This is a genomic window from Streptomyces sp. Je 1-79, from assembly GCF_025195125.1.
Taxonomy (GTDB): Bacteria; Actinomycetota; Actinomycetes; order Streptomycetales; family Streptomycetaceae; genus Streptomyces.
Genome location: NZ_JAMGSL010000017.1, coordinates 125418 through 150016, shown reverse-complemented (window position 1 = coordinate 150016; position 24599 = coordinate 125418). Strand labels below are relative to the sequence as shown.

Sequence of the window (24599 nt, the reverse complement as noted above, 5' to 3'; positions counted from 1 at the left end):
CTGGTGAGTCAGGCACGAGCCACAGCCGCTGACGTGCTCGCACGGTCCGGAATCGACCCAACTCCTCTGTCACACGGGTCCTTGGAATTCTGCACCGGGGTGGATTCGCCCGGCTCTCCGGTCCGACCGTGCGGATGTCCGGGATTTCGTGGTGATTCCGACTTCTGCTTCAGCCAATACCAGGATTTCACGGGGCCGGACTTCGGCGCAGGTGCGATCATCCGCGTCTGCGGGCATCCGCGGGACGCCCACGAGGTGATCTGACGGCGCCTGCGGAGGCCCATGAGGTGATCTGACGGCACCCGCGGGACGCCCACGAGGCGGTCTGACGGCACCCGATCGGTCGTGTTGGACGATGAGGGCCGGGCGCCCGGGAGATCCACTTCCCGGGCGGCTCGGCGGTTGAGCGGGTCAGAGAACGCGTTCGGTGTTCTGGGTGAGGCGGGCCGCCGAGAGGATCGTCGTGCGGGCCTCGTGTTCGGTCAGGCCCGTGTGGACGGCCGCCGTGGTGAGGGCCTCGGCGAGGGAGTCGCCGAGGCCGTTCTCGTACGCCCGGCAGGCCGCCCAGAACAGGCGCGTGTTGCGCTGGCCCTCGTGCGCGGTGCGGACGAAGTGGACCAGCCCGCGGCCCTGTCGGGGGCTCACGGGGGCGTGGTGGGGGCGCGGGGGTGGCGTAGGGGGCGCGATCAGGGCGAGGAGGGCGCGCGGGCAGGGCGCAGGATCGAGGTGCTCGCTGCCCGGTGCCAGCCGGTACGCGCCCTTGGCGGTGACGGAGCCGGGTCCCACGAGGTAGCCGCCGGCGCCTCGGATGTCGATGCCGGGGGCGAGGCGGCTCGCCGAGTTCGGGACCACGATGTCCGGCGGGCCGGTCAGCCACAGGTGGCGGCCGCCGCTCGGGGTGAGCACGGTCACCGTGGGCGGCAGCGTGAACAGGTGCTGGAGCGCGAGGTGGCGCAGCTCGGCCGTGGCGTCCGCGGGGGTGTCCCCGTGGGGCACGTCGAGGTCGACGCCGATCAGGTGGAGGGGCGGGCGGCCGCAGGCGATGCCGTAGCCGGTGGCCCAGGGCGCGGCGGCGAACAGCGCCCGTACGGCCGCCGGGTCGGTGGTCGCGTCGTGCACCCCGTGTCCGGGGCGGCCGCACTCGCCGTGGCAGGGGGCCGGCTCGGGGTCGTCCCGGTGGGGTGAGCGCAGCGCGGGGAGCTTCGAGGGCGACAGGGGGATGACGGGGAGCCCACGTTCTGCCGCGGACAGCGCGTGGGCGAGGGCCAGGGTGGCGGAGCGCCGGTCGGAGGTGGCCATGGACCCAGTTTCGTACATGCGTTCGAAAAAGGGAAGCGGGGAGGATTGGCTGAAAATCTGCCGGAACGCTTCCTCCCTTGTTGCGGTGCGGTTTCGGCGGAGCGGCCCCCGCCCCGACCTCCGTGAGCTGCGGCTTTGGGTGCGTGAAGGGGGTTTATCGACTTGTCCTCACGCTTGAGGGGGAATCGGTCTGTGAGGGGTGGTTCGCCGGGGATTGCGTGGGCAACTCTGGAGTCGCGACGTCGAGCACAACGACCGAGGCGGCCGGCCAACTGCCGTGTAAATAGCCCTACTTCAGTGATTCTTCAGCAGCACCGCAGGCTCAGTAGCACCACAGCTTCAGCACGACCACAGCTTCAGCACCACGACTTCAACACGGCTCAGCTTCAGCTCAGCTCACGGAGGAAAAGACATGGCAAGCATCCGTACCGCCCGCGTTCTCGCCGCTGCCGCCGCGCTGCCCCTGGCCGCCGCTCTCTTCGGCGGCGTCGCGCAGGCCGACAACGGCGGCTTCGCGGACGACGGATCGAACACGAGCGTCGCCACCATCATCGGCAGCGGCGTGGGCGGCGACAACGTCGGCAACTCGACGACCACGCAGCAGGTGGCCACCGGCTCGGGCGCCTCCAATCAGAACAACACCGCGAGTGTGAACGGCTCCGGGTTCACCTCCATCGGTCAGTCCAACCCGGTGGTGAACTTCCACCCCTGGTGGTTCTAGCCGAGAGCTGGGGACCGGCCCGACGGGGGGAATGACCGGGGGGAATGACCGGGGGGAATGACCGGGGGGTGAACGGCGGCCTGTGCGGCGGCGCTTCGGCGCCGGCGTGCAGGCCGCTGAGCGTGGAGGCCGCTGAGCGTGGAGGCCGCCGCGCGTGCGCCCGCGGCTCTCCGCATGGACCCTCGGCCGGGCCCTTCGCCGGACGGGGCGCCGACGGGGCGCCGAACCCGGGTGCCGGGCGGGGTGTCGACGGGGTGCCGGCCGGGGGCGCCGGGGTGGCGGCCGCGTCCGTGACCTTGACACGCTCCCGCATCTGACGGACAGTCAGAAACATTAGCCGTACCCCCGGGAGGCCGTCGCCGTGCACCTCGCCCCGACCGAGCGGCAGCTGCGGCTGCGCGCCGAACTCCGCGCGTACTTCCGCGACGTGATGCCCGACGGCCCGCCGCCTCCCGCCGACACCGCCGCGCAGCGCGCGCTGCTGCGCCGCATCGGCGGCGACGGGATGCTCGGGCTCGGCTGGCCGCGCGAGTACGGAGGGCAGGGCCGCGGCCCCGACGAGCAGTTCGTCTTCTTCGACGAGGCCTACCGGGCGGGCGCCCCCGTCTCCATGGTCACGCTCAACACCGTCGGCCCGACCCTGATGAAGTACGGCACCGAGGAACAGAAGGCGTACTTCCTCCCCCGGATCCTGCGTGGCGAGACCGTCTTCGCGATCGGGTACAGCGAGCCGGAGGCCGGTACCGACCTGGCCTCGCTCCGTACGAAGGCGGTACGGGACGGGGAATCCTGGCGGGTCGACGGGCAGAAGATCTTCACCTCGAACGCCCAGAACGCCGACTGGATCTGGCTCGCCTGCCGCACCGACCCCGAGGCCCCCAAGCACCGCGGGATCTCCATCCTGCTGGTCCCGACGGACGCCGCCGGCTTCTCCTGGACGCCCATCGAGACGGTCGGCGGGCTGACGACGACGGCGACCTACTACGACTCCATCCGCGTCCCCGCCGGAAACCTGGTCGGGGAGGAGAACGGCGGCTGGGGGCTGATCACCAACCAGCTCAACCACGAACGCGTCGCCCTCGCCGCGATCGGCATGCAGGCCGAGGACTTCTACGAGGCGGCGCTCCGCAGCGCCCGCACACCCGATCCGGTGACGGGGCGGCGTCGCATTGACGAGCCGTGGATACGGATTCGGGCCGCCGAGGCGCATGCCCGTCTCGCGGCAACGCGCCTGCTCAACTGGCGTTTGGTGGGGGATGTGGGGGCGGGCCGGCTGGCCCCGGGAGACGCCAGCGGCGTGAAGTTCGCGGGAACCGAATCGGCGGTGGAGGTGTACCGAATATGTCAGGAGATCGCGGGCGGAGCGGGTCTCGTGCGGGCGGGGTCGCCGGGGGAGTTCGACGGCGGTGAGCTCGAGCGGATGAACCGCGCCGCGCAGATCAACACCTTCGGGGGAGGGGTGAGCGAGGTGCAGCGCGAGATCGTCGCGACGATGCGACTCGGCATGAAGGGGAGGGGGCGGCGATGAGTGAGGGACTGCGTGGCGGACTGAGTGACGGACGGAGTGACGGGCTGGGCGACGGTCGGAGCGAACTGAGTGACGGGCTGTACGAGCGGTTGAAGGCGTACGAAGGGCAGCCCGCCGCCACCGCGGGCGTCGGCAAGGACCTGGTCAACGAGCCCATGATCAGACACTGGTGCGAGGCGATGGGGGACACCGACCCGGCCTACAGGGGACCGGACGCCGTCGCGCCGCCCACGATGCTCCAGGCGTGGACGATGGGCGGTCTCTCCGGCCACACCGACCGCTCCGGGGCGTACGACGAGCTGCTCACGCTCCTGGACGAGGCGGGATACACGTCCGTGGTCGCCACCGACTGCGAGCAGGAGTATCCGCGTCCGCTGCGGCCCGGCGAGGCGATCACCTTCGACGCCGTCATCGAGTCGGTGTCGGAGCGCAAGACCACCAAGCTCGGGGCGGGGCACTTCGTCACGACCCGGATGGACATCCAGGCCGACGGCGAGCTCGCGGGCACCCACCGTTTCCGCATCCTCAAGTACGCGCCGGCGGCACCGAAGCCGAAGGGCAGCGGCGCGCCCGGCGCCAGGCGCCCCCGGCCGGTGATCAACCGGGACAACGCCGGTTTCTGGGAGGGCGTGGCCGCGCACCGGCTGCTCGTCCAGCGCTGTGGAGCCTGCGCGACCCTCCGCTTCCCGTGGCTCCCCGGGTGCAACGCCTGCGGCTCGCAGGAGTGGGACGCCGTCGAGGCGAGCGGCACCGGGACCGTCTTCTCGTACGTGGTGATGCACCACCCGCCCTTCCCGGCCTTCGACCCTCCCTACGCGGTCGGTCTGATCGAACTGGCGGAAGGCGTACGGATGATCAGCAACGTGGTCGGTGTGCCGTACGACAAGGTCCGGATCGGGGTGCCGGTCCGGCTGGAGTTCCTCCGCGTGGACGAGGAGCTGGAGCTGCCCGTCTTCCGGGCGCAGGACGGCGGTGAGGGCTGACATGGACTTCACGCCCACGGAGGAGCAGGCCGCGGCCCAGGAGCTGGCGGCGCGGATCTTCGGCGACCTCGCCACGCACGAGCGGCTCGCGGCGGCCGGCACGGGCACGGACGCCGAGCTGTGGAAGGCCCTGTGCGCGGCCGGACTGCCCGGAGCGGTCGAGGAGATCGGGCTGCTCGGCCTGGTGCTGCTCGCCGAGGAGCAGGGGCGGACGACGGCTCAGGTGCCGTTCGCCGCGAGCGGTGTGTTCGGCCTCCTCGCCGTGGCCCGGCACGGCACGGCGGAGCAGCGCGAGCGGCTGCTGCCGGGGCTCCGGGACGGTACGAGCGTGGCGACCGGGGCGTTCCCGCCCGCCGGCCACGTGCGGGCGGACGCGGACGGCCGCCTCACGGGCGAGGTGGAGTGGGTGCCCTGGCTCAGGGATGCCACGCACGTTCTCGTACCGGATCAGGACGCCGCGCTCCGGCTGGTGCCCACGTCGGAAGCGTCGGTGCTGCCCGTGGAGCTCACCGCCCCCTGGGCAGCGGGGCGGCTGGTCCTCGACGGCGCGCGGGGGGAACGGATCGGGGGCCAGGGCGCCTGCGCGGACGTGCTGGCCATGGCCCGGATCGTGTTCGCGGGACTCCAGGCGGGGGTCTGTGCGGGTTCACTGGCCCGGGCCGTCGCGTACACCTCGGTACGGGAGCAGTTCGGGCGCCCGCTCTCCACCCACCAGGCCGTCCAGCTCCGGGCCGCCGACGCCCACATGGACACCGAGGCGATCCGGGTCACCGCCTACGAGGCCGCCTGGCGCCACGACGAGGGGCTGCCGGCCGTCGAGCACGCGCTGACCGCCGCCTGGTGGGCGTCGGAGGCGGGGAAGCGGGTCGTCCACGCGGGGCAGCATCTCCACGGCGGTATGGGAGCCGACCTCGACCACCCCGTCCACCGGCACTTCCTCTGGGGCAGACAGCTCGACGCGTATCTCGGCTGCGGCACCGAACTCCTCGCCGAACTGGGCGACCTGATCGCGAACGGAGAGCACCGATGAACGCCGGAGAGCACCGATGAAGGCCGGGGACACGCTGGAGCCGCTGGAGATCCCGATCACCCGCACCCTCGTCGTCGCCGGGGCCGTGGCATCCCGGGACTACCAGGACGTGCACCACGACGCGGAGCTGGCCAGGGCGAAGGGCTCCCCCGACATCTTCATGAACATCCTGACGACCAACGGCCTGGTGGGCCGGTACATCACCGACCGGCTGGGGCCGGGGGCGGTTCTGCGCAAGGTGGCGATACGGCTCGGCGCGCCCAACTACCCCGGAGACACGATGACGTTGACGGGGACGGTCACCGGGGTGGACGGCGCGACGGCCCAGGTGCGGGTGGTCGGTGCGAACGGGCTCGGTCACCACGTGACGGGCACGGTGACGGTCACCTTGCCGGACGCCCGGCCGGGGGCCCTGTCGGATTCCCGGGCGGCGGCCCAGCCGGATTTCCGGCCGGACGGCCTTTCGGATACGGGGGCCCGGCCGGACAGGGAGTCGGTCGGGGAGCCGGTCGGGGAGCCGGACCAGCGCGGGGAGCGGCGGGAACGGGACGGGTCCGAGCCGAAGGGAGCGGGGGCATGAGCATCCGGAGGGCCGACCGGCTCGGCGGGCGCGCCGCCATCGCCGGGATCGGGGCGACCGAGTTCTCCAAGGACTCCGGCCGCAGCGAACTCAAGCTGGCCGTGGAGGCGGTGGGCGCGGCCCTCGACGACGCCGGGCTGACCCCCGCCGACGTCGACGGCATGGTCACCTTCACCATGGACACCAACCCGGAGATCACCGTCGCGCAGGCGGCCGGGATCGGCGAGCTGTCCTTCTTCTCCCGCATCCACTACGGAGGTGGGGCGGCCTGCGCCACCGTCCAGCAGGCAGCCCTCGCCGTGGCGGCCGGGATCGCCGAAGTCGTCGTCTGCTACCGGGCGTTCAACGAACGCTCGGGACGCCGGTTCGGGTCGGGGGTCCAGCAGCGGGAGCCCTCCGCCGAGGGCGCCGCGCTCGGCTGGCAGCTCCCCTACGGGCTGCTCACCCCAGCCTCCTGGGTCGCCATGATCGCCCAGCGGTACCTCCACACGTACCGGCTGACCCCGGACGCCTTCGGGCATGTCGCCGTCACCGACCGCCGGTACGCGGCCACCAACCCCGCCGCGTACTTCCACGGGAAGCCGATCACGCTCGCCGACCACGCCGCCTCGCGCTGGATCGTCGAACCGCTCCGGCTCCTCGACTGCTGCCAGGAGACCGACGGCGGCCAGGCGATCGTCGTCACTTCCGCCGAGCGCGCCCGCGACCTGCGCCACCCGCCAGCCGTGATCGTGGCAGCCGCGCAGGGAGCCGGACGCGCGCAGGAGGCGATGACGAGCTTCTACCGCGACGATCTGACCGGCCTGCCCGAGATGGGTGTGGTGGCGAGACAGCTGTGGCGGACGTCGGGGCTCGCGCCGGGCGACATCGACGTCGGCATCCTCTACGACCACTTCACCCCGTTCGTGCTGATGCAGCTTGAGGAGTTCGGATTCTGCGGACCGGGGGAGGCGGCCGACTTCGTCGCGGCGGACGCGCTGCCGCTGAACACCCACGGGGGCCAGCTGGGGGAGGCGTATCTGCACGGGATGAACGGGATCGCGGAGGCGGTCCGGCAGGTCCGGGGCACGTCCGTGAACCAGATACCGGGAGCGGCCAGGACGCTGGTCACGGCGGGCACGGGCGTCCCCACGTCCGGCCTGATCCTGGGCACGGACGCCTGAGCCCAGGACACGCACTGCCGCCAGGCCAGGGCCAGGCCAGGGCCAGGGCCCCAGGGCCCCAGGGCGGCCAGGGCAGCCAGGGCCCAGGGCGGCCAGGGGCACGGGGGACGGGCAGGGGGCGTGCACTGTCGGTTCCCGAGCCGGGTCGCGTGGCACCCGGCTCCCGGGCACCGGGCCCGGGTTCCGGAAGCGTTCCCTCGGCCGCCCCGGGCGGTCCCGACCCTGACTTCACGGTCGTACGGCCTCCACCTTCAGGAGGTCCAGCCGTCCCCACCCCTACAACCTGAGGGGGAGTGCGGTTCGGGACCTGGGGCCGATCCGCCGCACACGTGCCCGCTCCTAGCGTGGAGTCATGACCCCGCCTCCCTCCGGCCCCGTCTGCGTCGGCGCCTCCACGGCCGCCGGCTACCCGTCGTTCTCGTCGTACGTACGGGCGCGTGGGCCCGTGCTGCTGCGCACCGCGCGCTCGCTGACCGCGAACCCGTCGGACGCCGAGGACCTGCTCCAGACCGCGCTCACCAAGACGTTCGTCGCCTGGGAGCGGATCGAGGACCACCGCGCCCTGGACGGTTACGTACGGCGCGCGCTGCTGAACACCCGTACGTCCCAGTGGCGCAAGCGCAAGGTCGACGAGTTCGCGTGCGAGGAGCTTCCGGAGCCGGCGGGACTGCCCGAGCCGGACCCGGCCGAGCGGCAGGTGCTGCACGACGCCATGTGGCGTGCGGTGATGAAGCTCCCGGACCGCCAGCGGGCGATGGTCGTCCTGCGGTATTACGAGGACCTCAGCGAGGCGCAGACGGCCGAGGTGCTCGGCGTCTCGATCGGTACGGTCAAGAGCGCGGTGTCGCGTGCGCTCGGCAAGCTCCGCGAGGACCCGGAGCTGTCCCCCGTGCGCTGACGCCCAGCCCCCCGCGCCCCCCGCCCCGACCCGCCCCTCTGGCCCCCGCACCCGGAGCCCCCCCCGGCCGAGCCCCCGGCCCGCGCCCCCTGTCGGTCCCCACCCGGAGCCCGCACCCCCCGCCGGCCCCCTCCCGCCGCCTTTGCCAGCGATCACTGGCAATTTCAGTACTCCCGGGTAGTGACATACCGCGCGGTACGTGCGCAGAATCTCCACACCCTTACTGCCACGTAGCGCCCACCGGGAGGACGCCGTGCTGAGCACCATGCAGGACGTACAGCTGACCGTGACCCGCATCCTGAACCACGGGATGACGATCCACGGAAAGTCCCTGATCACCACCTGGACCGGAGAGCCCGAGCCGCACCGACAGACCTTCGCGGAGACGGGCGCCCGCGCGACCCAGCTGGCGAACGCCCTGCGCGACGAGCTCGGAGTCACCGGCGACCAGCGGGTCGCGACCCTCATGTGGAACAACGCGCAGCACGTCGAGGCGTACTTCGCGATCCCCGCCATGGGCGCGGTCCTGCACACCCTCAACCTGAGGCTTCCCCCCGAGCAGCTGGCGTTCATCGTCAACCACGCCGACGACCGCGTCGTCATCGTCGACGGCACGCTGCTCCCCCTCCTCGCGCCGCTCCTCCCGCACCTGCCGACGATCGAGCACATCGTGGTCTCGGGCCCCGGCGACCGCTCCGTCCTGGAGGGCGTGACGCCCCGCGTGCACGACTACGAGGAGCTGATCGCGGGCCGCCCGACCACCTTCGACTGGCCCGAGATCGACGAGCGTTCGGCCGCCGCCATGTGCTACACCTCCGGCACCACCGGAGACCCCAAGGGCGTCGTCTACTCCCACCGTTCGATCTACCTGCACTCCATGCAGGTCAACATGGCCGAGTCGATGGGTCTGACGTCCAAGGACACGACTCTCGTCGTCGTCCCGCAGTTCCACGTCAACGCCTGGGGCCTGCCGCACGCCACGTTCATGACCGGCATCAACATGCTGATGCCGGACCGTTTCCTCCAGCCCGCCCCCCTCGCCGACATGATCGAGCGCGAGAAGCCGAGCCACGCCGCCGCCGTTCCCACCATCTGGCAGGGCCTGCTCGCCGAGGTCACCGCCAACCCCCGCGACCTCACCTCGATGAAGCAGGTCACCATCGGCGGCGCGGCGTGTCCGCCCTCGCTCATGGAGGCGTACGACCGGCTCGGCGTCCGCCTCTGCCACGCGTGGGGCATGACGGAGACCTCCCCGCTCGGCACCATGGCGCACCCGCCGGCCGGTCTGACCGCCGAGGAGGAGTGGCCGTACCGCGTCACCCAGGGCCGCTTCCCCGCCGGAGTCGAGGGCCGTCTGGTCGGCCCCGGCGGCGAGCGCCTGCCCTGGGACGGCGAGTCGGCCGGTGAGCTGGAGGTGCGCGGGACCTGGATCGCGGGCTCGTACTTCGGCGGCGTCGACGCCGAGCCGATCCGCCCCGCCGACAAGTTCAGCGAGGACGGGTGGCTGAAGACCGGTGACGTCGGCGTCATCAGCCCGGACGGTTATCTGACGCTCACCGACCGCGCCAAGGACGTCATCAAGTCCGGCGGCGAATGGATCTCGAGCGTCGACCTGGAGAACGCCATCATGGCGCACCCGGAGGTCGCCGAGGCCGCCGTCGTCGCCGTGCCGGACGAGAAGTGGGGGGAGCGCCCGCTCGCGACCGTCGTGCTCAAGGAGGGCGCGACGGCGGACTACAAGGCGCTGAAGGCCTTCCTCGCCGACGAGGGCGGGATCGCCAAGTGGCAGCTGCCCGAGCGCTGGGCGATCGTGGCGGCGGTGCCGAAGACGAGCGTGGGCAAGTTCGACAAGAAGGTCATCCGCAGGCAGTACGCGGAGGGCGAGCTGGACGTCACCCAGCTGTAGCCACTCATTCGCGTCCCGGTCTGGTTCCCGGCGGAGGAGGGGGAGCGGTGCATCTGCGCCGCTCCCCCTCCTTCCGTGTTTCCACCGAGCTCAGTCGATACCGGGCTCAGTCGATGCGGAGCCCAGCCGGGCTCAGTTGGTGCCGATCTTCGCCAGCAGGTCGACGATCCGGGCCTGTACCTCGTTGCTCGTGGAGCGTTCCGCGAGGAAGAGGACCGTCTCGCCGGAGGAGAGCGTCGTCAGCTCCTCCTCGTCGAGTCCGGCGGAGGTGTAGACGACGAGCGGGGTGCGGTTCAGCTGCCCGTTCGCGCGCAGCCAGTCGATGATCCCGGCGCGGCGGCGGCGTACCTGCATCAGGTCCATCACCACCAGGTTCGGCCGGATCTGCGTGGCCAGCGTGACCGCCTCGGTGTCGGTCGCCGCCCGCGCCACCTGCATCCCGCGCCGCTCCAGGGTCGCGGCGAGCGCCTGCGCGATGTCCTCGTTCTCCTCGATGAGCAGCACGCGCGAGGGGTGCTGCTCGCTGTCGCGGGGCGCCAGCGCCTTGAGGAGTACGGCGGGATCGGCGCCGTACGCCGCCTCCCGGGTCGCCTGCCCGAGCCCGGCCGCGAGCAGTACGGGCACCTCGGCGGCGACGGCCGCCTGGCGCAGCGACTGGAGCGCGGTACGGGTGATGGGCCCGGTCAGGGGGTCGACGAAGAGCGCGGCCGGGAAGGCGGCGATCTGGGCGTCGACCTCCTCGCGGGAGTGGACGATGACAGGGCGGTAGCCGCGGTCGCTCAGCGCCTGCTGGGTGGAGACGTCCGGCGCGGGCCAGACGAGCAGCCGGCGAGGGTTGTCCAGGGGCTCCGGGGGCAGCTCGTCGTCGACGGGCCGCGGCTGAGGCTGGTGCGCGACCTCGACCGCGCCACCGGGACCGTCGAGCGGCTCGGGGCCCTCGTCGGAGCCCTCGGCGGGGGCTCCTATCGCGTACGAGCGGCCTTCGGGCGCCGCGGGGGCCAGCTTGCGCTGCGGGTGCGGCTGGCTGGTGGGCTCCGCGGGGGCGGCGGGGGCCGCGGTCACGGCCGCGGGGGCCGGACGGTCGCCCTCGGGCGGAGTGGCGAGCTTGCGCCGCCGCCCGGAGCCGTTGGTCGCGGCGGGCTGGACGGTCTGGCCGTTCTGCTGCGCGGCGATCTGCTGGGCGAAGGGCACGCCCTGCCCGAGCGTCCGCACGCTGAACGCCCGCCCACCCTGCGACCCGTCCTTCGGCTCCTTCGCCGCGGGGGGAGCGGCCGGAGCGGCGGGAGCGCCGGGAGCGCCTGGAGCGGGCATCTCAGGCGGCAGGGGTACGGATCCGGTGCCGGTACCGCTCCGGGTCTCCTGCGGCGCACTCGTACCCGAGCCCGTACCCGCATTCGTACCCGTACCCGTATTCGTACCCCCACCCGCGCCGGTGTTCCGGCGGCGGCCGGTCGGCTCGGGCTGTGCGGGCGCCTGAGGATGGGGGTGCGGCTGGCCGGGCGTGTGGTCGGCGTCCGGCACGGACCGTACGGCGTCGTGCTGCCCCTCGTCGCTCACGGCCATCGGCGCGGGCATGGGCATCGGCGCGGGCATCGGCATGGCCATGGGCGCCGCCTGGGGCATCTGCTGGGCAGACGCGGGCTGCGGGGACGCGGGCTGGACCGCTCCGGGCTGCGCGGATACAGACTGCGCGGATACAGACTGCGCCGCTACCGACTGCGGCTGTCCGCTCGCTGCTGCCTCCGGGGCGCGGTCCGCGTCGGCAGGGGGCAGCGCGAACGGCGTGCGGGGCCCGGCCTCGGCGGCCGCGGTCCGCTCCTGGGCCGCGAGCGCCCGGCGCGCCCGGCGCCCGGTGGGCTGGGGGGCGCCCGACTCGCCGCCGCCCGCCGCGGGCAGGGCCCGGGCCAGGGCGTGCGCCTCGGCGGGAGCGCCCTGAGCGGGTACGGGTACGCCCTGCGGGGGCACGGCCGCGCCGAGCGCGGCACGGCCCTGAGCGCCCTCGGCCGCGGTCACCACGGAGCCCTCGGCGGGCCGTCCGCGACGGCGTCCGGTCGGCTCGACGGCAGCAGGGCCACCGGCGACGGCCGAACCGTCACCCAAACCAGCCTGGTTCGCCGCGTTCACCCCGTTCGTCCCGCTCGCCCCGTCGGCCGCGCCGGCGTTCTGGGCCGGGATCAGCTCGGCGGGGGCGGCCGGAGCCTGCTCCGTACGGCCCCGGCGGCGGCCGGTCGGTTCGACGGGGCCGGCGCTGCCGTCCTCGGCGGCCACCGGGCTCTCCAGGAAGGCGTCGGTGGAGGCCCGTCGGGCGCGCCGCCGCCCGCCGCCGTTCGTGTCCGAGGCCTGCGCGGGCAGCGCGAGCGCCGCCCCTTCGTTGGGGGCCGCCTCGGGTGCCGGAGCGGGCGGCGGGGCCGTGATCGTGCCCTGGCCGGCGCCGAGCGGCACCTCCAGAACGTACGCGCTGCCGCTCATCCCCGGCACCTCGTGCGTCTGCACGACACCGCCGTGCGCCGCCACGATGCCGCGGACGATGGGCTGGTGGACGGGGTCGCCGCCGGCGTACGGTCCGCGGACCTCGATCCGTACGACGTCACCGCGCTGCGCGGCGGCCACCACGATCGTCGAGTCGGCGTAGCCGGTGCCGGGTACGACCCGGGCCTTGCCGGTGGAGTCGACCCCGGCCACGTCCGCGACGAGATGGGCGAGCGCGGTCGCGAGCCGGCCCGCGTCCACCTCGGCCTCGATCGGCGGGGCGTGCACGGCGAACTGCGCCCGGCCGGGCCCGATGAGCTCCACGGCCCCGTCCACGCCCGCGGTGACGACCGTGTCGAGCAGGGCGACGGACTTGGCGAGCGTCTCGGCACCGGCGTCCAGCCGCTGGTAGCCCAGCACGTTGTCGACGAGGGTGGTCATCCGGGCGTACCCGGCGGCCAGATGGTGCAGGAGCTGGTTGGCCTCCGGCCAGAGCTGCCCGGCGTCGTCGTCGGCGAGGGTGGAGAGCTCGGTACGCAGCTCCACCAGCGGCCCGCGCAGCGACTCGCCGAGTACGGCGGTCAGCTGCTCGTGCCGGGCGGCCAGGGCTTCGTACCGCTCCTTGTCCGCCGTCGCCCGTTCCTCGTGGCTCTTCCTGAGCTCGGCGAGTTCCGCGGTGTGCTTCTCGGTGAGGGCGGTGAGCTCGTTCGTCCGCTCCTCGGCGAGCTGCTCGTACGGCCGGCGGTCGGTGAAGGTCATCACCGCGCCGACGAGCTGGTCCCCGTCCCGTACGGGAGCGGTGGTGAGGTCGACCGGCACCTGGGAGCCGTTCTTCGCCCACAGCACCTGCCCGCGGACCCGGTGCTTGCGCCCCGACTTGAGGGTGTCGGCGAGCGGGGACTCCTCGTACGGGAAGGGCTCGCCGTCCGCGCGCGAGTGGAGGATCAGGGGGTGCAGGTCCTTGCCGCCGAGATCGCTGGCGCGGTAGCCGAGGATCTGCGCGGCGGCGGGGTTGACGAGGACGACACGCCCGTCGGTGTCCGTACCGACGACGCCCTCGGCCGCCGCGCGCAGGATCATCTCGGTCTGGCGCTGCGAGCGGGCGAGTTCGGCCTCGGTGTCGAGCGTGCCGGTGAGGTCGCGGACGACGAGCATGAGCAGCTCGTCGCCGGTGTAGGCGCTGTACGAGTCGTAGGCCTCGCGCCCGTCCTCCAGGCTGGCGCTGGTCACCTCGACGGCGAACTCGCTGCCGTCGGTGCGGCGGGCGATCATCCGGGTCGGCTTCGTACGGCCCTGTTCGTCGGCGCCCTCGGGGCGCCGCATGGAGCCGGGGATCAGCCGCGAGTCGAAGCTCGGGAGCAGATCGAGCAGCCCGCGCCCGACGAGCGCGGTGCCGGGGGTCTCGAACATGCCGAGGGCGATGGTGTTGGCGTTGACGACCGTGCCGTTGCAGTTGACGAGCACGAGGCCGTCGGGGAGGGCGTCAAGTATGGCTGCGAGGCGAGCAGCGCCTCGGGATGGCCTGCTGCTCACGACGACGCTTCCTCCCTGACCCACTGCACCTTGCCCGGCTGGCCGGCCCCATCTTGCCCTTCGGGCCGCAGCCTGTCACTGAGAGGGAGTCTAAAGGCAGCCCCGGCGGTCGCGGGGTGCGGTCGCATGCCCCCGGCAACATCCGACCGTCATCCTCACCTCATCACCGCACGTGGGGCAGTACGGGCTCCAGGTTCGTCCACCGCTCGATCTCGCATCCGCCGGCCCGGGAGAAGCGGGCGTCGACGGTCCGTCCCTGCCACTGTCCGGTGATGTGTGCGAGGGCGGGACCGCCGTGCTGGAGGGAGCAGAGCCGGTCCTCGGCGACGGGCGCGAACGGGTCCTCGCCCGCCTTGGCGTACCCGTCGAGCCGCGCGCAGGCGCGCTCGGCGGCCGGGTGGTTCCCGCCGCCGGCCCGGTCGCCGTCGCACTCCAGCGTGAAGGAGCCGTCGGCTGCCCTGTGCCCGCTCTTGGTGATCGTCACGGTGAGCGCGTCGGGCGCGGAGGGGGACAGCAACGGCAGGCCCGGCAGGGGCCCGAGCCCGCCCGCGCCGCCGAGACCGGCGGCGGTGGTGACGAGGGAGGCGATGACGAGGCGGCGCAGCATACGAACTCCAGGGGGTGGGGCGGGCGGGGGCGCGGGGGCGACGGGGGCCGTCGAGGCCCCGGGGCCGTCGGGCGGGCCGGGCCCGTCTCCTCTAACGCTCCGTACTGCCGTTCGTTGCGCAAGCCGGGTGCGCCGAGGGGCTTTGCTCTCCGCCCCGCAGGCCTAGTACGGTGAGAAGCGATTGGTGACAGCAGGCTCGCCTGTGTCATCATCTGCACGCACCACTCGCGCCCGCGCGGGGTGCATGGAGGCGTCGCCTAGTCCGGTCTATGGCGCCGCACTGCTAATGCGGTTTGGGTCTTAAAGCCCATCGAGGGTTCAAATCCCTCCGCCTCCGCCCCACCCGAAGCCCCGGCCCCACAAGGCCGGGGCTTCGGCCGTTCGGGGGGATGCTTCGGCTCCGCTTCTGCCCGCGACCGGGGATCCAGCCGTCACCCGTCCGGCGGTCGCGCGGGGCGACGGGGGATGGCCCTGGATGGCGTTTCCGCAGGTCAGGCGGGGTTTGGGTAATGGATTTCGCGCTACGGCGCAGGTCATGTAATGTTGTCCACGCAACGCCGACCGGCAAGAAAAAAGCCGAGAAGCACAAGCACTCGTAGCTTAACGGATAGAGCATCTGACTACGGATCAGAAGGTTGCAGGTTCGAATCCTGCCGAGTGCACAGCACGCAAGAGGCCCGGACGAGAGTCCGGGCCTCTTGCGTTTCCGGGCCGCAGACCGCCGCAGCCCCGGAGGGTGGGGCGGGGAGGACTGTGAAGGCCGCTTCATGACGACGGGGTGCGGGCCAACGCAGAGCAGCCGGGTGCCGCAACCTCGGCAACCGCCCGCGTCCGGTAGTGCCGTACGGGGCCTCTCGCGTTTCCCGTACGGTCCGCCGCCTCCCTCCCGGATGCGGTCCGTGCCTACGTCCGCCGCCATCACGTACCGCTGAACGAGGGCCCGACACAGTCGGGTTAGTCTGAAGATCGTTCTTTCATCGGAATTTGTGGGGGTTGGGCATGGCACTCTTCGGCAACGCGCACAAGATCGACCCGGCGCAGGCGCAGCAGGAGTACGCGCGGCTGCTCGGGCCGGGGGAGCAGATCCACGCCGCGTATCTGCTGATCCGCGACACCATCTTCTTCACCGACCGGCGGCTCGTCCTCGTCGACAAGCAGGGCATCACCGGCAAGAAGGTCGAGTACCACTCGATCCCGTACCGCAGCATCACCCACTTCGCGGTCGAGACCGCCGGTACGTTCGACCTGGACGCCGAGCTGAAGATCTGGATCTCCGGCAACTCGGTCCCCGTCCAGAAGACCTTCACCAAGGGCGTCGACATCTACGAGGTGCAGGCGATCCTCACGCAGTTCGTGGCGCGCTGAGCCCGTAGCGCTCGTGCCGGTGGGGGCGCCCTGCGTGCCCCCGCCGGACTACCGGCCGTCCCGCGCCGGTACCGCCCCCGCCACCACCTGGCCGGCGTCCGCGTGGGCGGCGATCCCCTTGCTGTCGTACCAGTGGAGCAGACTGGACACCTCACGAGAGCGGGGCGGAGCGAGCGCGTGGTGTGGCGGTGTGCCGGAATGCGGTGGAGCGGGGGTGTGCCCGGGCTCCGCTGGGAAGGCGGGCGCGTCTCCACGCTCGCGTACGGGCAGCGGCTCGCCTTCCGTGCCGTCGGCGGGAGGCTGTGCCCAGGCGCCCGGGGGAACCCCTGCCCGCTCGACGCCACCGTGTCCGCCCGCGCCACCGGCGGGCAGTGCGCCGAGTGCGCGCGGCTCGACCGGGCCCACTCGGTCGCCGCCGACACGATCGCCGACGACCCCCGGACGTACCGCGTGTACCTCGCCTGGTTCGGGCCCGGGATGACCAAGGTCGGGATCACGGGCGAGGAGCGCGGTGACGCCCGGCTCCTGGAGCAGGGGGCCGTCGCCTTCGGCTGGCTCGGGCGCGGGCCGCTCATGGCTGCACGGCGGACCGAGGAGCTGCTGCGGCACGCCCTCAAGGTGCCCGACCGGATCCCGTACGCCCGGAAGCGCGCCGTACGGCACGCCCTTCCCGGCCCGGAGGCGCGCCGCCGCGAGATCGAGGAGCTGTACGAGCGGGCCACCGCACTCGCCGGCTGGGCCGAGACCCTGGAGCGGCTGGAGTTCCGGGCGTACGACCATGCCGAGGCGTTCGGGCTCGACGGGCTGCCCGCGCTCTCCGGCACCGTCACCGAGCTGGTCGACGACGGTGTCGTCGCCGGGCGGCTCCTCGCCGCCGCCGGGCCCGACCTGCACCTGCTCGACTCCGACGGGCGCTGCCTCGCCCTCGACACCCGTGTCGTACGGGGATGGGCGCTCGTGGCGGCGGACCCCGGCCACCCCCTCACCGTGCCCGTCGCGAAGGCGGTCAACGACGTTCAGGGCTCGCTGTTCCCGGAGTGAGTGCCGACAGGACAGGACCGGGGAGTAAAGACTTGGATCCCTTCCGGCGGCCCTTCTGGACATGCCCGCCCCGCCCGGAGGGTGATCCACATGACCCCGAACCTGATGGCGGGCCTCGAACCGCCTTACTACACCGCTGTCTTCACCTCGATCCGTCCCGACGCCCCCGAGGGGTACGCCGAGACCAGTGCCCGTATGCAGGAGATCGTCGGCGACCTTCCCGGCTTCCTCGGTTACGAGTCCGCCCGCACCCCCGGCGGCATCGGCATCACCGTCGCGTACTTCCGCGACCTGCCCTCCCTCGACGCCTGGCGGGACAACGCCGAGCACCAGGCCGCCAAGCGTCACGGCAGGGAGCAGTGGTACGAGAGCTACAGCGTCCACATCGGCAAGGTCGAGCGGAGCTACGGCTTTGAGCGCTCCTGAGACCCCCGATGCGGGCGGGACTCCCCGTACCGGCGAGCCCCGTACCGGCTGTACCAGCGAGCCCCGTACCGGCGAGACGGCCGAGGGCATTCGGCACATCGTCCAGCGGCTCGGGATTCCCGGGCTCGTCGACGTCCACACCCATTTCATGCCCCAGAACGTCCTCGACAAGGTATGGGCCTACTTCGACGCCGTCGGCCCCCTGACCGGCCTGGAGTGGCCGATCACCTACCGCGAGGAGGAGGACCGGCGGGTCGCCATCCTCCGCGAGTTCGGGGTCCTCGCCTTCACCTCGATGCTCTATCCGCACAAGGCCGGCATGGCCGAGTGGCTCAACAGCTGGGCCGCCGGCTTCGCCGCCCGTACGCCGGACTGTCTGCACACCGCCACGCTCTTCCCCGAGCCGGGCGCCACCGGCTACGTACGGCACGCCCTCGCCTCCGGCGCCCGCGTCTTCAAGGTGCATCTCCAGGTCGGCGGGTTCGATCCCAACGATCCGCTTCTCGACGGGAGTTGGGGACTCCTCGCCGAGGCAGGAGTGCCCGTCGTTGTCCACTGCGGCTCCGGTCCCACCCCCGGCAAGTTCACCGGCCCCGGGCCCGTCGGGCGGTTGCTCGCGCGCCGCCCCGGGCTGCGGCTGGTCGTCGCGCACATGGGGATGCCCGAGTACACCGACTTCCTCGACCTCGCCGAGCGGTACGAAGGCGTCCACCTGGACACCACCATGGCGTTCACCGATTTCAGCGAACGCCTCTCGCCCTTCCCCACCGACGAGCTGCCCCGGCTGCGGGCTCTGGGCGACCGGATCCTCCTCGGCTCCGACTTTCCGAACATCCCCTACCCGTACCTCCACCAGCTCCAGGCCCTCGAACGCCTCGGCCTCGGGGACGACTGGCTGCGCCGCGTCCTGTACGAGAACGGGGCCGCGCTCTTCCCCCGGGTTTCTCAGGGAATTCACAGGTAAGGGAAAGGGCGCTCTCAGTACCTCCGGCCAGCGTGGCCGTATGACTGCGACGAAGCCCAAGGGGCGCACCGACATGCTCCGGCCCGACGGCTCGGCCGTCCGCGTTCTCGTCGTGGACGACGAGGCCTCGCTCGCCGAGCTGCTCTCCATGGCGCTGCGGTACGAGGGCTGGCAGGTGCACAGCGCGGGCGACGGCGCCGGGGCGCTGCGCGCGGCGCGGGAGTTCCGGCCCGACGCGGTGATCCTCGACGTCATGCTGCCCGACATGGACGGGCTCTCCGTCCTCGGCCGGCTGCGGCGCGAGCAGCCGGAGGTGCCGGTGCTCTTCCTGACCGCCAAGGACGCCGTCGAGGACCGGATCGCCGGGCTCACGGCGGGCGGCGACGACTACGTCACCAAGCCGTTCAGCCTGGAGGAGGTCGTGGCGCGGCTGCGGGGGCTGATCCGGCGGTCGGGCGCGGCGCAGGCGCGGAGCGAGTCGCTGCTCGCGGTCGGGGACCTGACCCTGGACGAGGACAGCCACGAGGTCACGCGCGGCGGCGAGTCGATCCATCTGACCGCGACCGAGTTCGAGCTGCTGCGCTACCTGATGCGCAATCCGCGCCGGGTGCTCAGCAAGGCGCAGATCCTCGACCGGGTCTGGTCGTACGACTTCGGCGGCCAGGCCAACGTCGTCGAGCTGTACATCTCCTACCTGCGGCGGAAGATCGACGCGGGCCGCCCGCCCATGATCCACACCCGGCGCGGGGCGGGATATCTCATCAAGCCCGGGGAGTAGGCCGCCACATGCGAGGCTCCCGCAACGGGTCGGTCGGTCCCGGATTCCGGCTCCGGGGTTCCCGCAACGCGTCGGTCGGTCCCGGATTCCGGCTCCCAGGCTCCCGCGACGGGTCGGGCGGTTCGCGAGCCCGGGCGCGGGTTCCTCGCTCCTGGTCGCTCCGGACCCGGCTCGTCGTCTCCGCCGTCATGCTGATCGCGATCGTCGCCACCGTCATCGGGACGGTGACGACGATCGCGTACCGCTCGTACCTCTACGACCAGGCCGACGGGCAGCTGCGGAACGTCTCCACCCGGGCCAAGGGCCCGCCGCCCTCCGCGCGTGCCACCGGGGATCCCGGCGGCGACCCGCTCGCCTTCGTCCTCGGCCCCGGCGCGCCGCTCGGCACGGTGGGCGCGGTGGTCGTGGGCGGCGGGGCGCTCGGCGCGGCCGACCGCTCGGTCGAGGTCGACGCCGAGCAGGACGGGTACGGGCCGAAGCCCGAGAGCAGCCCGCTCGACGAGGCGCAGCGCGCCGCGCTCGAAGCCGCCCCGCGCGACGAGGAGCCGCACACCGTCGAGCTGCCGGGCCTGGGGGACTACCGGGTCGCGTACGTCTCCGGGGGCAACGGCGACATCCTCGTCGGGCTGCCGCTCACCGAGCTCCAGAGCTCCCTCTCCACCCTCGTCCTCGTCGAGGTGAGCGTCACGGGCGCCGGTCTCGTCGCCGCCTCGCTCGCCGGCGGCGCGCTCGTCGGGATCGCGCTCCGCCCGCTGCGGCGGGTGGCCGCCACCGCGACGCAGGTCTCCGAACTCCCCCTGCACAGCGGCGAGCCGGCCCTCCACCACCGCGTGCCCGAGGCCGATCCGCGCACCGAGGTCGGGCAGGTCGGCGCGGCCATCAACCGGATGCTCGACCACGTCCACTCGGCGCTCCACGCCCGCCAGCAGAGCGAGACCCGGGTACGGCAGTTCGTCGCGGACGCCAGCCACGAGCTGCGGACACCGCTGGCCTCGATCCGCGGGTACGCGGAGCTGACCCGGCGCGGCCGGGAGGAGTGCGGGCCGGACACCCGGCACGCGCTCGGACGGATCGAGTCCGAGGCGACCCGGATGACGGGGCTCGTCGAGGACCTGCTGCTGCTCGCCCGGCTCGACGCCGGACGCCCGCTCTCGTACGAGAGCACCGCTCTCGCTCCCCTGGTCGTGGACGCGCTCTCGGACGCCCGGGCGGCCGGCCCCGGCCACCACTGGCGGCTCGAACTGGCCGAACCCGCCGTGTCCGTACGGGCGGACGACGCCCGCCTCCACCAGGTCCTGGTCAACCTGCTCGCCAACGCCCGTACCCACACCCCGCCCGGCACGGTCGTCACCGCGCGCGTACGGACGGAGGGCGGCCGGGCCCTCGTCGAGATCGAGGACGACGGCCCCGGCATCCCGCCCGAGCTCCTGCCGGTCGTCTTCGAGCGGTTCGCCAAGGGCGACGCCTCCCGCACCCGGCAGGCCGGCGGCAGCAGCAGCGGGCTCGGGCTCGCCATCGTCCGCGCGGTGACGGCCGCCCACGGCGGGGAGGTGACCGTGCGCAGCCGGCCCGGGAAGACCGTCTTCACCGTGGCGCTCCCCTTGGAGTACGGCCCGGGCGACGGACCGCAGCCCGGCCCCGACCATGACCACCGGCCCGGCCCCGACCATGACCACCGGCCCGACCCCGACCATGACCACCGGCCCGACCCCGACCATGACCGTGACCGTGACCACCGGCCCGGCCTGGGCGACCACCAGCCCCACCCCGACCACGCCCACCGCCACGGTCCGCACGACTCACAGGCAGGGCACAGGCTCATCACACAGCCGTGACAGCCGTTCTGGCGAGGGTCTGTGCCATGCGAACCCAAACGATCGCGGGCACCCTCCCCGCCCGGGACCACCTGCCCGTGGGGATGGCCGGGCGGCCCGTCCTCGACGTGGTGATTCCCGTCTACAACGAGGAGAAGGACCTGGAGCCGTGCGTCCTGCGGCTCCACGACCACCTCTCCCGCACCTTCCCGTACGGCTTCCGCGTCACGGTCGCCGACAACGCCTCCACCGACCGGACCCCCGAAGTGGCGGCCGAGCTGGCGGCGAAGCTGCCCGAGGTGCGGTCCGTACGGCTGGAGCAGAAGGGCCGCGGCCGGGCGCTGCGCACCGTCTGGTCGCACTCGGACGCCCCCGTCCTCGCCTACATGGACGTGGACCTGTCCACGGACCTCAACGCCCTGCTCCCGCTGGTCGCGCCGCTCATCTCCGGCCACTCCGACCTCGCGATCGGCTCCCGGCTCGCCCGCTCCTCGCGGGTCGTCCGCGGGCCGAAGCGGGAGTTCGTCTCGCGGGCGTACAACCTGATCCTGCGCGGCTCGCTCGCCGCCCGGTTCTCCGACGCGCAGTGCGGGTTCAAGGCGATACGGGGCGAGGTCGCCGAGCGGCTGCTGCCGATGGTCGAGGACACCGGCTGGTTCTTCGACACCGAGATGCTGGTCCTCGCCGAGCGCGCCGGGCTGCGCATCCACGAGGTGCCCGTCGACTGGGTCGACGACCCCGACTCCACCGTCCACATCGTGCGGACCGCGACCGACGACCTGAAGGGCGTCTGGCGGGTCGGCCGGGCGCTCGCCACCGGCTCGCTGCCGCTCGACCGGCTCGCCCGCCCCTTCGGCGACGACCCGCGCGACCGCCGGCTCGCGGGCGTTCCCGGCGGGCTTGCCCGGCAGCTGCTCGGCTTCTGCGCCGTCGGCGCGCTGTCCACCCTCTTCTACGTGGCGCTGTACTCGGCCTTCCGGCTCGGCGTGGGCCCCCAACTCGCCAACGCCGCCGCCCTCCTGGTCTCCGCCGTCGCCAACACCGCGGCCAACCGGCGCCTCACCTTCGGCGTACGGGGCCGGGACCGGGCCGTCCGCCACCAGGCGCAGGGGCTCGTCGTCCTCGGTATCGGCCTCGCCCTCACGAGCGGCTCGCTCGCCGCGCTCGGGGCGGCCACCGGCGACCCCGCGCACTCCACCGAACTCGCCGTGCTGATCGTGGCCAACCTCGCCGCGACCGTCGTGCGCTTCCTCCTCTTCCGGCTCTGGGTCTTCCCGGACACCTCCCTCGCAAGGAACACCCGATGACCACGACGTACGACCCGTCGGCGCTGCCGGCGCCTCCTGCCGGGCCCGCGCCGGCCGGCCGCCTCGCGCGCCTCCGGCGGGGGCGGGCCGAGGACGCCCCCTGGGTGCGCCCCGCGTTCCTCGCCCTCCTCGCCGTCACCACCGCGCTCTACGTCTGGAACCTGAGCGCCTCCGGCTACGCCAACTCCTTCTACTCCGCCGCCGTCCAGGCCGGCAGCGAGAGCTGGAAGGCCTTCTTCTTCGGCTCGCTCGACGCCGCCAACGCCATCACCGTCGACAAGCCGCCGGCCGCCCTCTGGCCGATGGCCCTGTCGGTGCGCCTCTTCGGGCTCGGGTCCTGGCAGATCCTCCTGCCCGAGGTGCTGATGGGGGTGGCGACCGTCGCCGTCCTCTACGCGGCGGTACGGCGCCGCTTCGGCGCGGGCGCCGGGCTGATCGCCGGCGCGGCCCTCGCCCTCACGCCGGTCGCGGCGCTGATGTTCCGCTTCAACAACCCGGACGCGCTGCTCGCGCTGCTGATGACGGTCGCCGTGTACTGCGTGCTGCGGGCGCTGGAGGACGCGGAGAGCGGCGCGAAGTGGCTGGTGTGGGCCGGGGTCGCCCTCGGTTTCGCGTTCCTCGCCAAGACGCTCCAGGCGTTCCTGATCCTGCCGCCGCTGGCGCTCGTGTACGGGGTGTGCGCGCCGGGCGGGTTCCGCCGCCGGCTCGGCCGGCTGGCGCTCGGCGGGCTCGCGATGGTCGTCTCGGCCGGCTGGTGGGTGGCCGTGGTGGAGCTCTGGCCGGCGTCCTCGCGGCCGTACATCGGAGGCTCGCAGAAGAACAGCTTCCTGGAGCTCACCTTCGGCTACAACGGCCTCGGCCGGATCAACGGCAACGAGACCGGAAGCGTCGGCGGCGGGGGCGGTGGCCGCGGCGGCGGTGGTGGTGGCGGCTGGGGCGAGACCGGCATCGGGCGGATGTTCGACGACGCCGTCGGCGGCCAGATCTCCTGGCTCCTGCCCGCCGCGCTGGTCCTGCTCGTGGCCGGTCTGGTGATCACCTGGCGCTCGTCCCGCACGGACACCGCCCGCTCCGCGTTCCTCGTCTGGGGCGGTTCGTTGCTGATCACGCTGGCCGTGTTCAGCTTCATGGCCGGGATCTTCCACGAGTACTACACGGTGGCCCTGGCCCCGTACGTCGCGGCGCTCGTCGGCATGGGCGCGAGCGTCCTGTGGGAGGAGCGGGGCCGCTTCCTCGCCTCGGCGGCCCTCGCGGTGACGGTCGCGGCGACGGCGGTCTGGGCGTACGTCCTGCTCGGCCGGACTCCGGACTGGCTGCCGTGGCTGCGCTGGGCGGTCCTGGCGGCGGGCTCGGCCGCCGCGATCGGGCTCCTGCTCGCGGGCCGGCTCGACCGGCGGATCGGGCTCGGGATCGCGGGGCTCGCTCTGGCGGCGGGGTTCGCGGGACCGTTCGCGTACACGCTGGAGACGCTGGGCACCGGACACCAGGGGTCGATCGTGACGGCGGGCCCGTCGGGCGGCGGCATGGGCGGCCGCCCGGGCGGCATGCGCATGGGCGACGGCCAGGGCCCCGGCGGCCAGGGCGGCCAGGGCCCGGACGGCCAAGGCCAAGGTCAAGGCCAGGCGCCGGGAGGCATGGTGCCGGGTGGCCAGGGCGGGCAGATGCCGGGTGGTCAGATGCCTGGCCAGGGCGGGCAAGGCGGCCAAGCTCCCGGCGGTCAGGCCCCCGGCGGTCAGGGCGGCCAGATGCCCGGGGGTACGCCGCCGCAGGGCATGGAGCGCGGCGGTCCCGGCGGCGGTGGCGGCATGGGCGGGCTCCTCAACGGCGCCTCCGTCGGCTCCAAGACCAAGGCCACCCTCCTCGCCGGCGCCGACGACTACACCTGGGTCGCGGCGGCCATCGGCGCGCAGAACGCCGCCAGTTACCAGCTCGCCACCGGGGAGCCCGTGATGGCGATCGGCGGCTTCAACGGCAGCGACCCGTCCCCGACCCTCGCCCGGTTCAAGCAGTACGTCGCCGAGGGGAAGATCCACTACTTCATCGGTGGCGTCACGGGCGGTGGCGGAGGGGGCATGGGCGGTGGATCGGACATCTCCGCGTGGGTCACGGACACCTTCGAGCAGGTCACCGTCGACGGCACCACCCTCTACGACCTGACCCGCGCGAAGTAATCGCTATACAGCGTAA

General features: G+C 73.0%; 18 protein-coding genes, 2 tRNA genes and 1 pseudogene. 18 read left to right on the top strand and 3 right to left on the bottom strand.

The genetic code is table 11. The features are described 5' to 3' along the window. Nucleotides 1-411 precede the first annotated feature (411 nt). Nucleotides 412-1299: a bifunctional DNA primase/polymerase gene (locus tag M5362_RS29690; RefSeq protein ID WP_260230895.1), complete on the bottom strand. Its 888-nt coding sequence runs from the start codon at nt 1297-1299 to the stop codon at nt 412-414. A 412-nt stretch (nt 1300-1711) separates the two neighbouring features. Between M5362_RS29690 and M5362_RS29685 the strand changes: the two genes are divergently transcribed. The 8 genes and pseudogenes from M5362_RS29685 to M5362_RS29650 all read left to right on the top strand — a co-directional run bounded on the left by M5362_RS29685 (nt 1712) and on the right by M5362_RS29650 (nt 10108). Continuing rightward, a complete protein-coding gene (locus tag M5362_RS29685; protein WP_260230894.1) occupies nt 1712-2020 on the top strand; it encodes a hypothetical protein in 309 nt (102 codons plus the stop codon). A 361-nt stretch (nt 2021-2381) separates the two neighbouring features. Then, complete coding sequence (locus M5362_RS29680) at nt 2382-3548, top strand: acyl-CoA dehydrogenase family protein (protein ID WP_260230893.1); 1167 nt, start codon at nt 2382-2384, stop codon at nt 3546-3548. Beyond that, entirely contained in the window at nt 3545-4531 is a 987-nt protein-coding gene (locus tag M5362_RS29675; protein ID WP_260230892.1) for a bifunctional MaoC family dehydratase N-terminal/OB-fold nucleic acid binding domain-containing protein, read from the top strand. Before M5362_RS29680 ends, M5362_RS29675 begins: the two co-directional genes overlap by 4 nt. A 1-nt stretch (nt 4532) precedes the next feature. Next, on the top strand, nt 4533-5561 hold the full coding sequence (locus M5362_RS29670; RefSeq protein ID WP_260230891.1) for an acyl-CoA dehydrogenase family protein: 1029 nt from the start codon (nt 4533-4535) through the stop codon (nt 5559-5561). Between the two features lie 16 nt (nt 5562-5577). After that, nucleotides 5578-5955 (top strand): annotated as a pseudogene (locus M5362_RS29665) (MaoC family dehydratase); the annotation flags it as partial. A gap of 182 nt (nt 5956-6137) precedes the next feature. After that, complete coding sequence (locus tag M5362_RS29660; protein WP_260230890.1) at nt 6138-7304, top strand: lipid-transfer protein; 1167 nt, start codon at nt 6138-6140, stop codon at nt 7302-7304. 352 nt (nt 7305-7656) lie between these two features. Next, nucleotides 7657-8202 (top strand): SigE family RNA polymerase sigma factor, encoded by a 546-nt coding sequence (locus tag M5362_RS29655; RefSeq protein WP_260230889.1) that lies wholly within the window; start codon nt 7657-7659, stop codon nt 8200-8202. Between the two features lie 253 nt (nt 8203-8455). After that, entirely contained in the window at nt 8456-10108 is a 1653-nt protein-coding gene (locus tag M5362_RS29650; protein ID WP_260230888.1) for a long-chain fatty acid--CoA ligase, read from the top strand. Between the two features lie 132 nt (nt 10109-10240). Here the strand turns inward: M5362_RS29650 and M5362_RS29645 are convergent, their stop codons facing one another. After that, a complete protein-coding gene (locus tag M5362_RS29645; protein ID WP_260230887.1) occupies nt 10241-14110 on the bottom strand; it encodes a PAS domain-containing protein in 3870 nt (1289 codons plus the stop codon). A 163-nt stretch (nt 14111-14273) separates the two neighbouring features. After that, nucleotides 14274-14717 carry a subtilase-type protease inhibitor gene (locus M5362_RS29640; protein WP_260230886.1) on the bottom strand — a complete coding sequence of 148 codons (444 nt, stop codon included), beginning with the start codon at nt 14715-14717 and terminating at the stop codon, nt 14274-14276. A 246-nt stretch (nt 14718-14963) separates the two neighbouring features. Here M5362_RS29640 and M5362_RS29635 point away from each other — a divergent pair. From M5362_RS29635 to M5362_RS29590, 10 genes are all read left to right on the top strand, one after another. Continuing rightward, nucleotides 14964-15054: transfer RNA gene (locus M5362_RS29635), tRNA-Ser, on the top strand. A 252-nt stretch (nt 15055-15306) separates the two neighbouring features. Beyond that, nucleotides 15307-15379: transfer RNA gene (locus tag M5362_RS29630), tRNA-Arg, on the top strand. 337 nt (nt 15380-15716) lie between these two features. Then, nucleotides 15717-16082 carry a PH domain-containing protein gene (locus M5362_RS29625; protein WP_260230885.1) on the top strand — a complete coding sequence of 122 codons (366 nt, stop codon included), beginning with the start codon at nt 15717-15719 and terminating at the stop codon, nt 16080-16082. 198 nt (nt 16083-16280) lie between these two features. Beyond that, nucleotides 16281-17123 (top strand): DUF2797 domain-containing protein, encoded by an 843-nt coding sequence (locus M5362_RS29620; RefSeq protein ID WP_260230884.1) that lies wholly within the window; start codon nt 16281-16283, stop codon nt 17121-17123. A 90-nt stretch (nt 17124-17213) separates the two neighbouring features. Then, entirely contained in the window at nt 17214-17549 is a 336-nt protein-coding gene (locus tag M5362_RS29615) for an antibiotic biosynthesis monooxygenase (RefSeq protein ID WP_260230883.1), read from the top strand. 88 nt (nt 17550-17637) lie between these two features. Continuing rightward, the gene (locus M5362_RS29610) at nt 17638-18513 is read left to right on the top strand and encodes an amidohydrolase family protein (RefSeq protein WP_260230905.1); all 876 of its coding nucleotides are present in this window, start codon (nt 17638-17640) and stop codon (nt 18511-18513) included. Nucleotides 18514-18553: 40 nt separating this feature from the next. Continuing rightward, nucleotides 18554-19291 (top strand): response regulator transcription factor, encoded by a 738-nt coding sequence (locus tag M5362_RS29605; protein WP_308354922.1) that lies wholly within the window; start codon nt 18554-18556, stop codon nt 19289-19291. Nucleotides 19292-19479: 188 nt separating this feature from the next. Next, entirely contained in the window at nt 19480-21126 is a 1647-nt protein-coding gene (locus tag M5362_RS29600; protein ID WP_260230882.1) for a cell wall metabolism sensor histidine kinase WalK, read from the top strand. A gap of 26 nt (nt 21127-21152) precedes the next feature. Further along, nucleotides 21153-22412, top strand: coding sequence for a bifunctional glycosyltransferase family 2/GtrA family protein (locus M5362_RS29595; protein ID WP_260230881.1), 1260 nt, complete (start codon nt 21153-21155; stop codon nt 22410-22412). After that, entirely contained in the window at nt 22409-24583 is a 2175-nt protein-coding gene (locus M5362_RS29590; RefSeq protein ID WP_260230880.1) for a glycosyltransferase family 39 protein, read from the top strand. The genes M5362_RS29595 and M5362_RS29590 overlap by 4 nt, the downstream gene beginning before the upstream one ends. Nucleotides 24584-24599: the final 16 nt, after the last annotated feature.

Bases quoted from the DNA above. Each gene is read 5' to 3' on its own strand.
- M5362_RS29685 (WP_260230894.1), top strand. From the start codon at position 1,712: ATGGCAAGCATCCGTACCGCCCGCGTTCTCGCCGCTGCCGCCGCGCTG.
- M5362_RS29620 (WP_260230884.1), top strand. From the start codon at position 16,281: ATGCGGTGGAGCGGGGGTGTGCCCGGGCTCCGCTGGGAAGGCGGGCGC.
- M5362_RS29615 (WP_260230883.1), top strand. From the start codon at position 17,214: ATGACCCCGAACCTGATGGCGGGCCTCGAACCGCCTTACTACACCGCT.
- M5362_RS29605 (WP_308354922.1), top strand. From the start codon at position 18,554: ATGACTGCGACGAAGCCCAAGGGGCGCACCGACATGCTCCGGCCCGAC.
- M5362_RS29595 (WP_260230881.1), top strand. From the start codon at position 21,153: ATGCGAACCCAAACGATCGCGGGCACCCTCCCCGCCCGGGACCACCTG.
- M5362_RS29625 (WP_260230885.1), top strand. From the start codon at position 15,717: ATGGCACTCTTCGGCAACGCGCACAAGATCGACCCGGCGCAGGCGCAG.
- M5362_RS29690 (WP_260230895.1), bottom strand. From the start codon at position 1,299: ATGGCCACCTCCGACCGGCGCTCCGCCACCCTGGCCCTCGCCCACGCG.
- M5362_RS29600 (WP_260230882.1), top strand. From the start codon at position 19,480: ATGCTGATCGCGATCGTCGCCACCGTCATCGGGACGGTGACGACGATC.
- M5362_RS29590 (WP_260230880.1), top strand. From the start codon at position 22,409: ATGACCACGACGTACGACCCGTCGGCGCTGCCGGCGCCTCCTGCCGGG.
- M5362_RS29640 (WP_260230886.1), bottom strand. From the start codon at position 14,717: ATGCTGCGCCGCCTCGTCATCGCCTCCCTCGTCACCACCGCCGCCGGT.
- M5362_RS29660 (WP_260230890.1), top strand. From the start codon at position 6,138: ATGAGCATCCGGAGGGCCGACCGGCTCGGCGGGCGCGCCGCCATCGCC.
- M5362_RS29670 (WP_260230891.1), top strand. From the start codon at position 4,533: ATGGACTTCACGCCCACGGAGGAGCAGGCCGCGGCCCAGGAGCTGGCG.
- M5362_RS29655 (WP_260230889.1), top strand. From the start codon at position 7,657: ATGACCCCGCCTCCCTCCGGCCCCGTCTGCGTCGGCGCCTCCACGGCC.
- M5362_RS29675 (WP_260230892.1), top strand. From the start codon at position 3,545: ATGAGTGAGGGACTGCGTGGCGGACTGAGTGACGGACGGAGTGACGGG.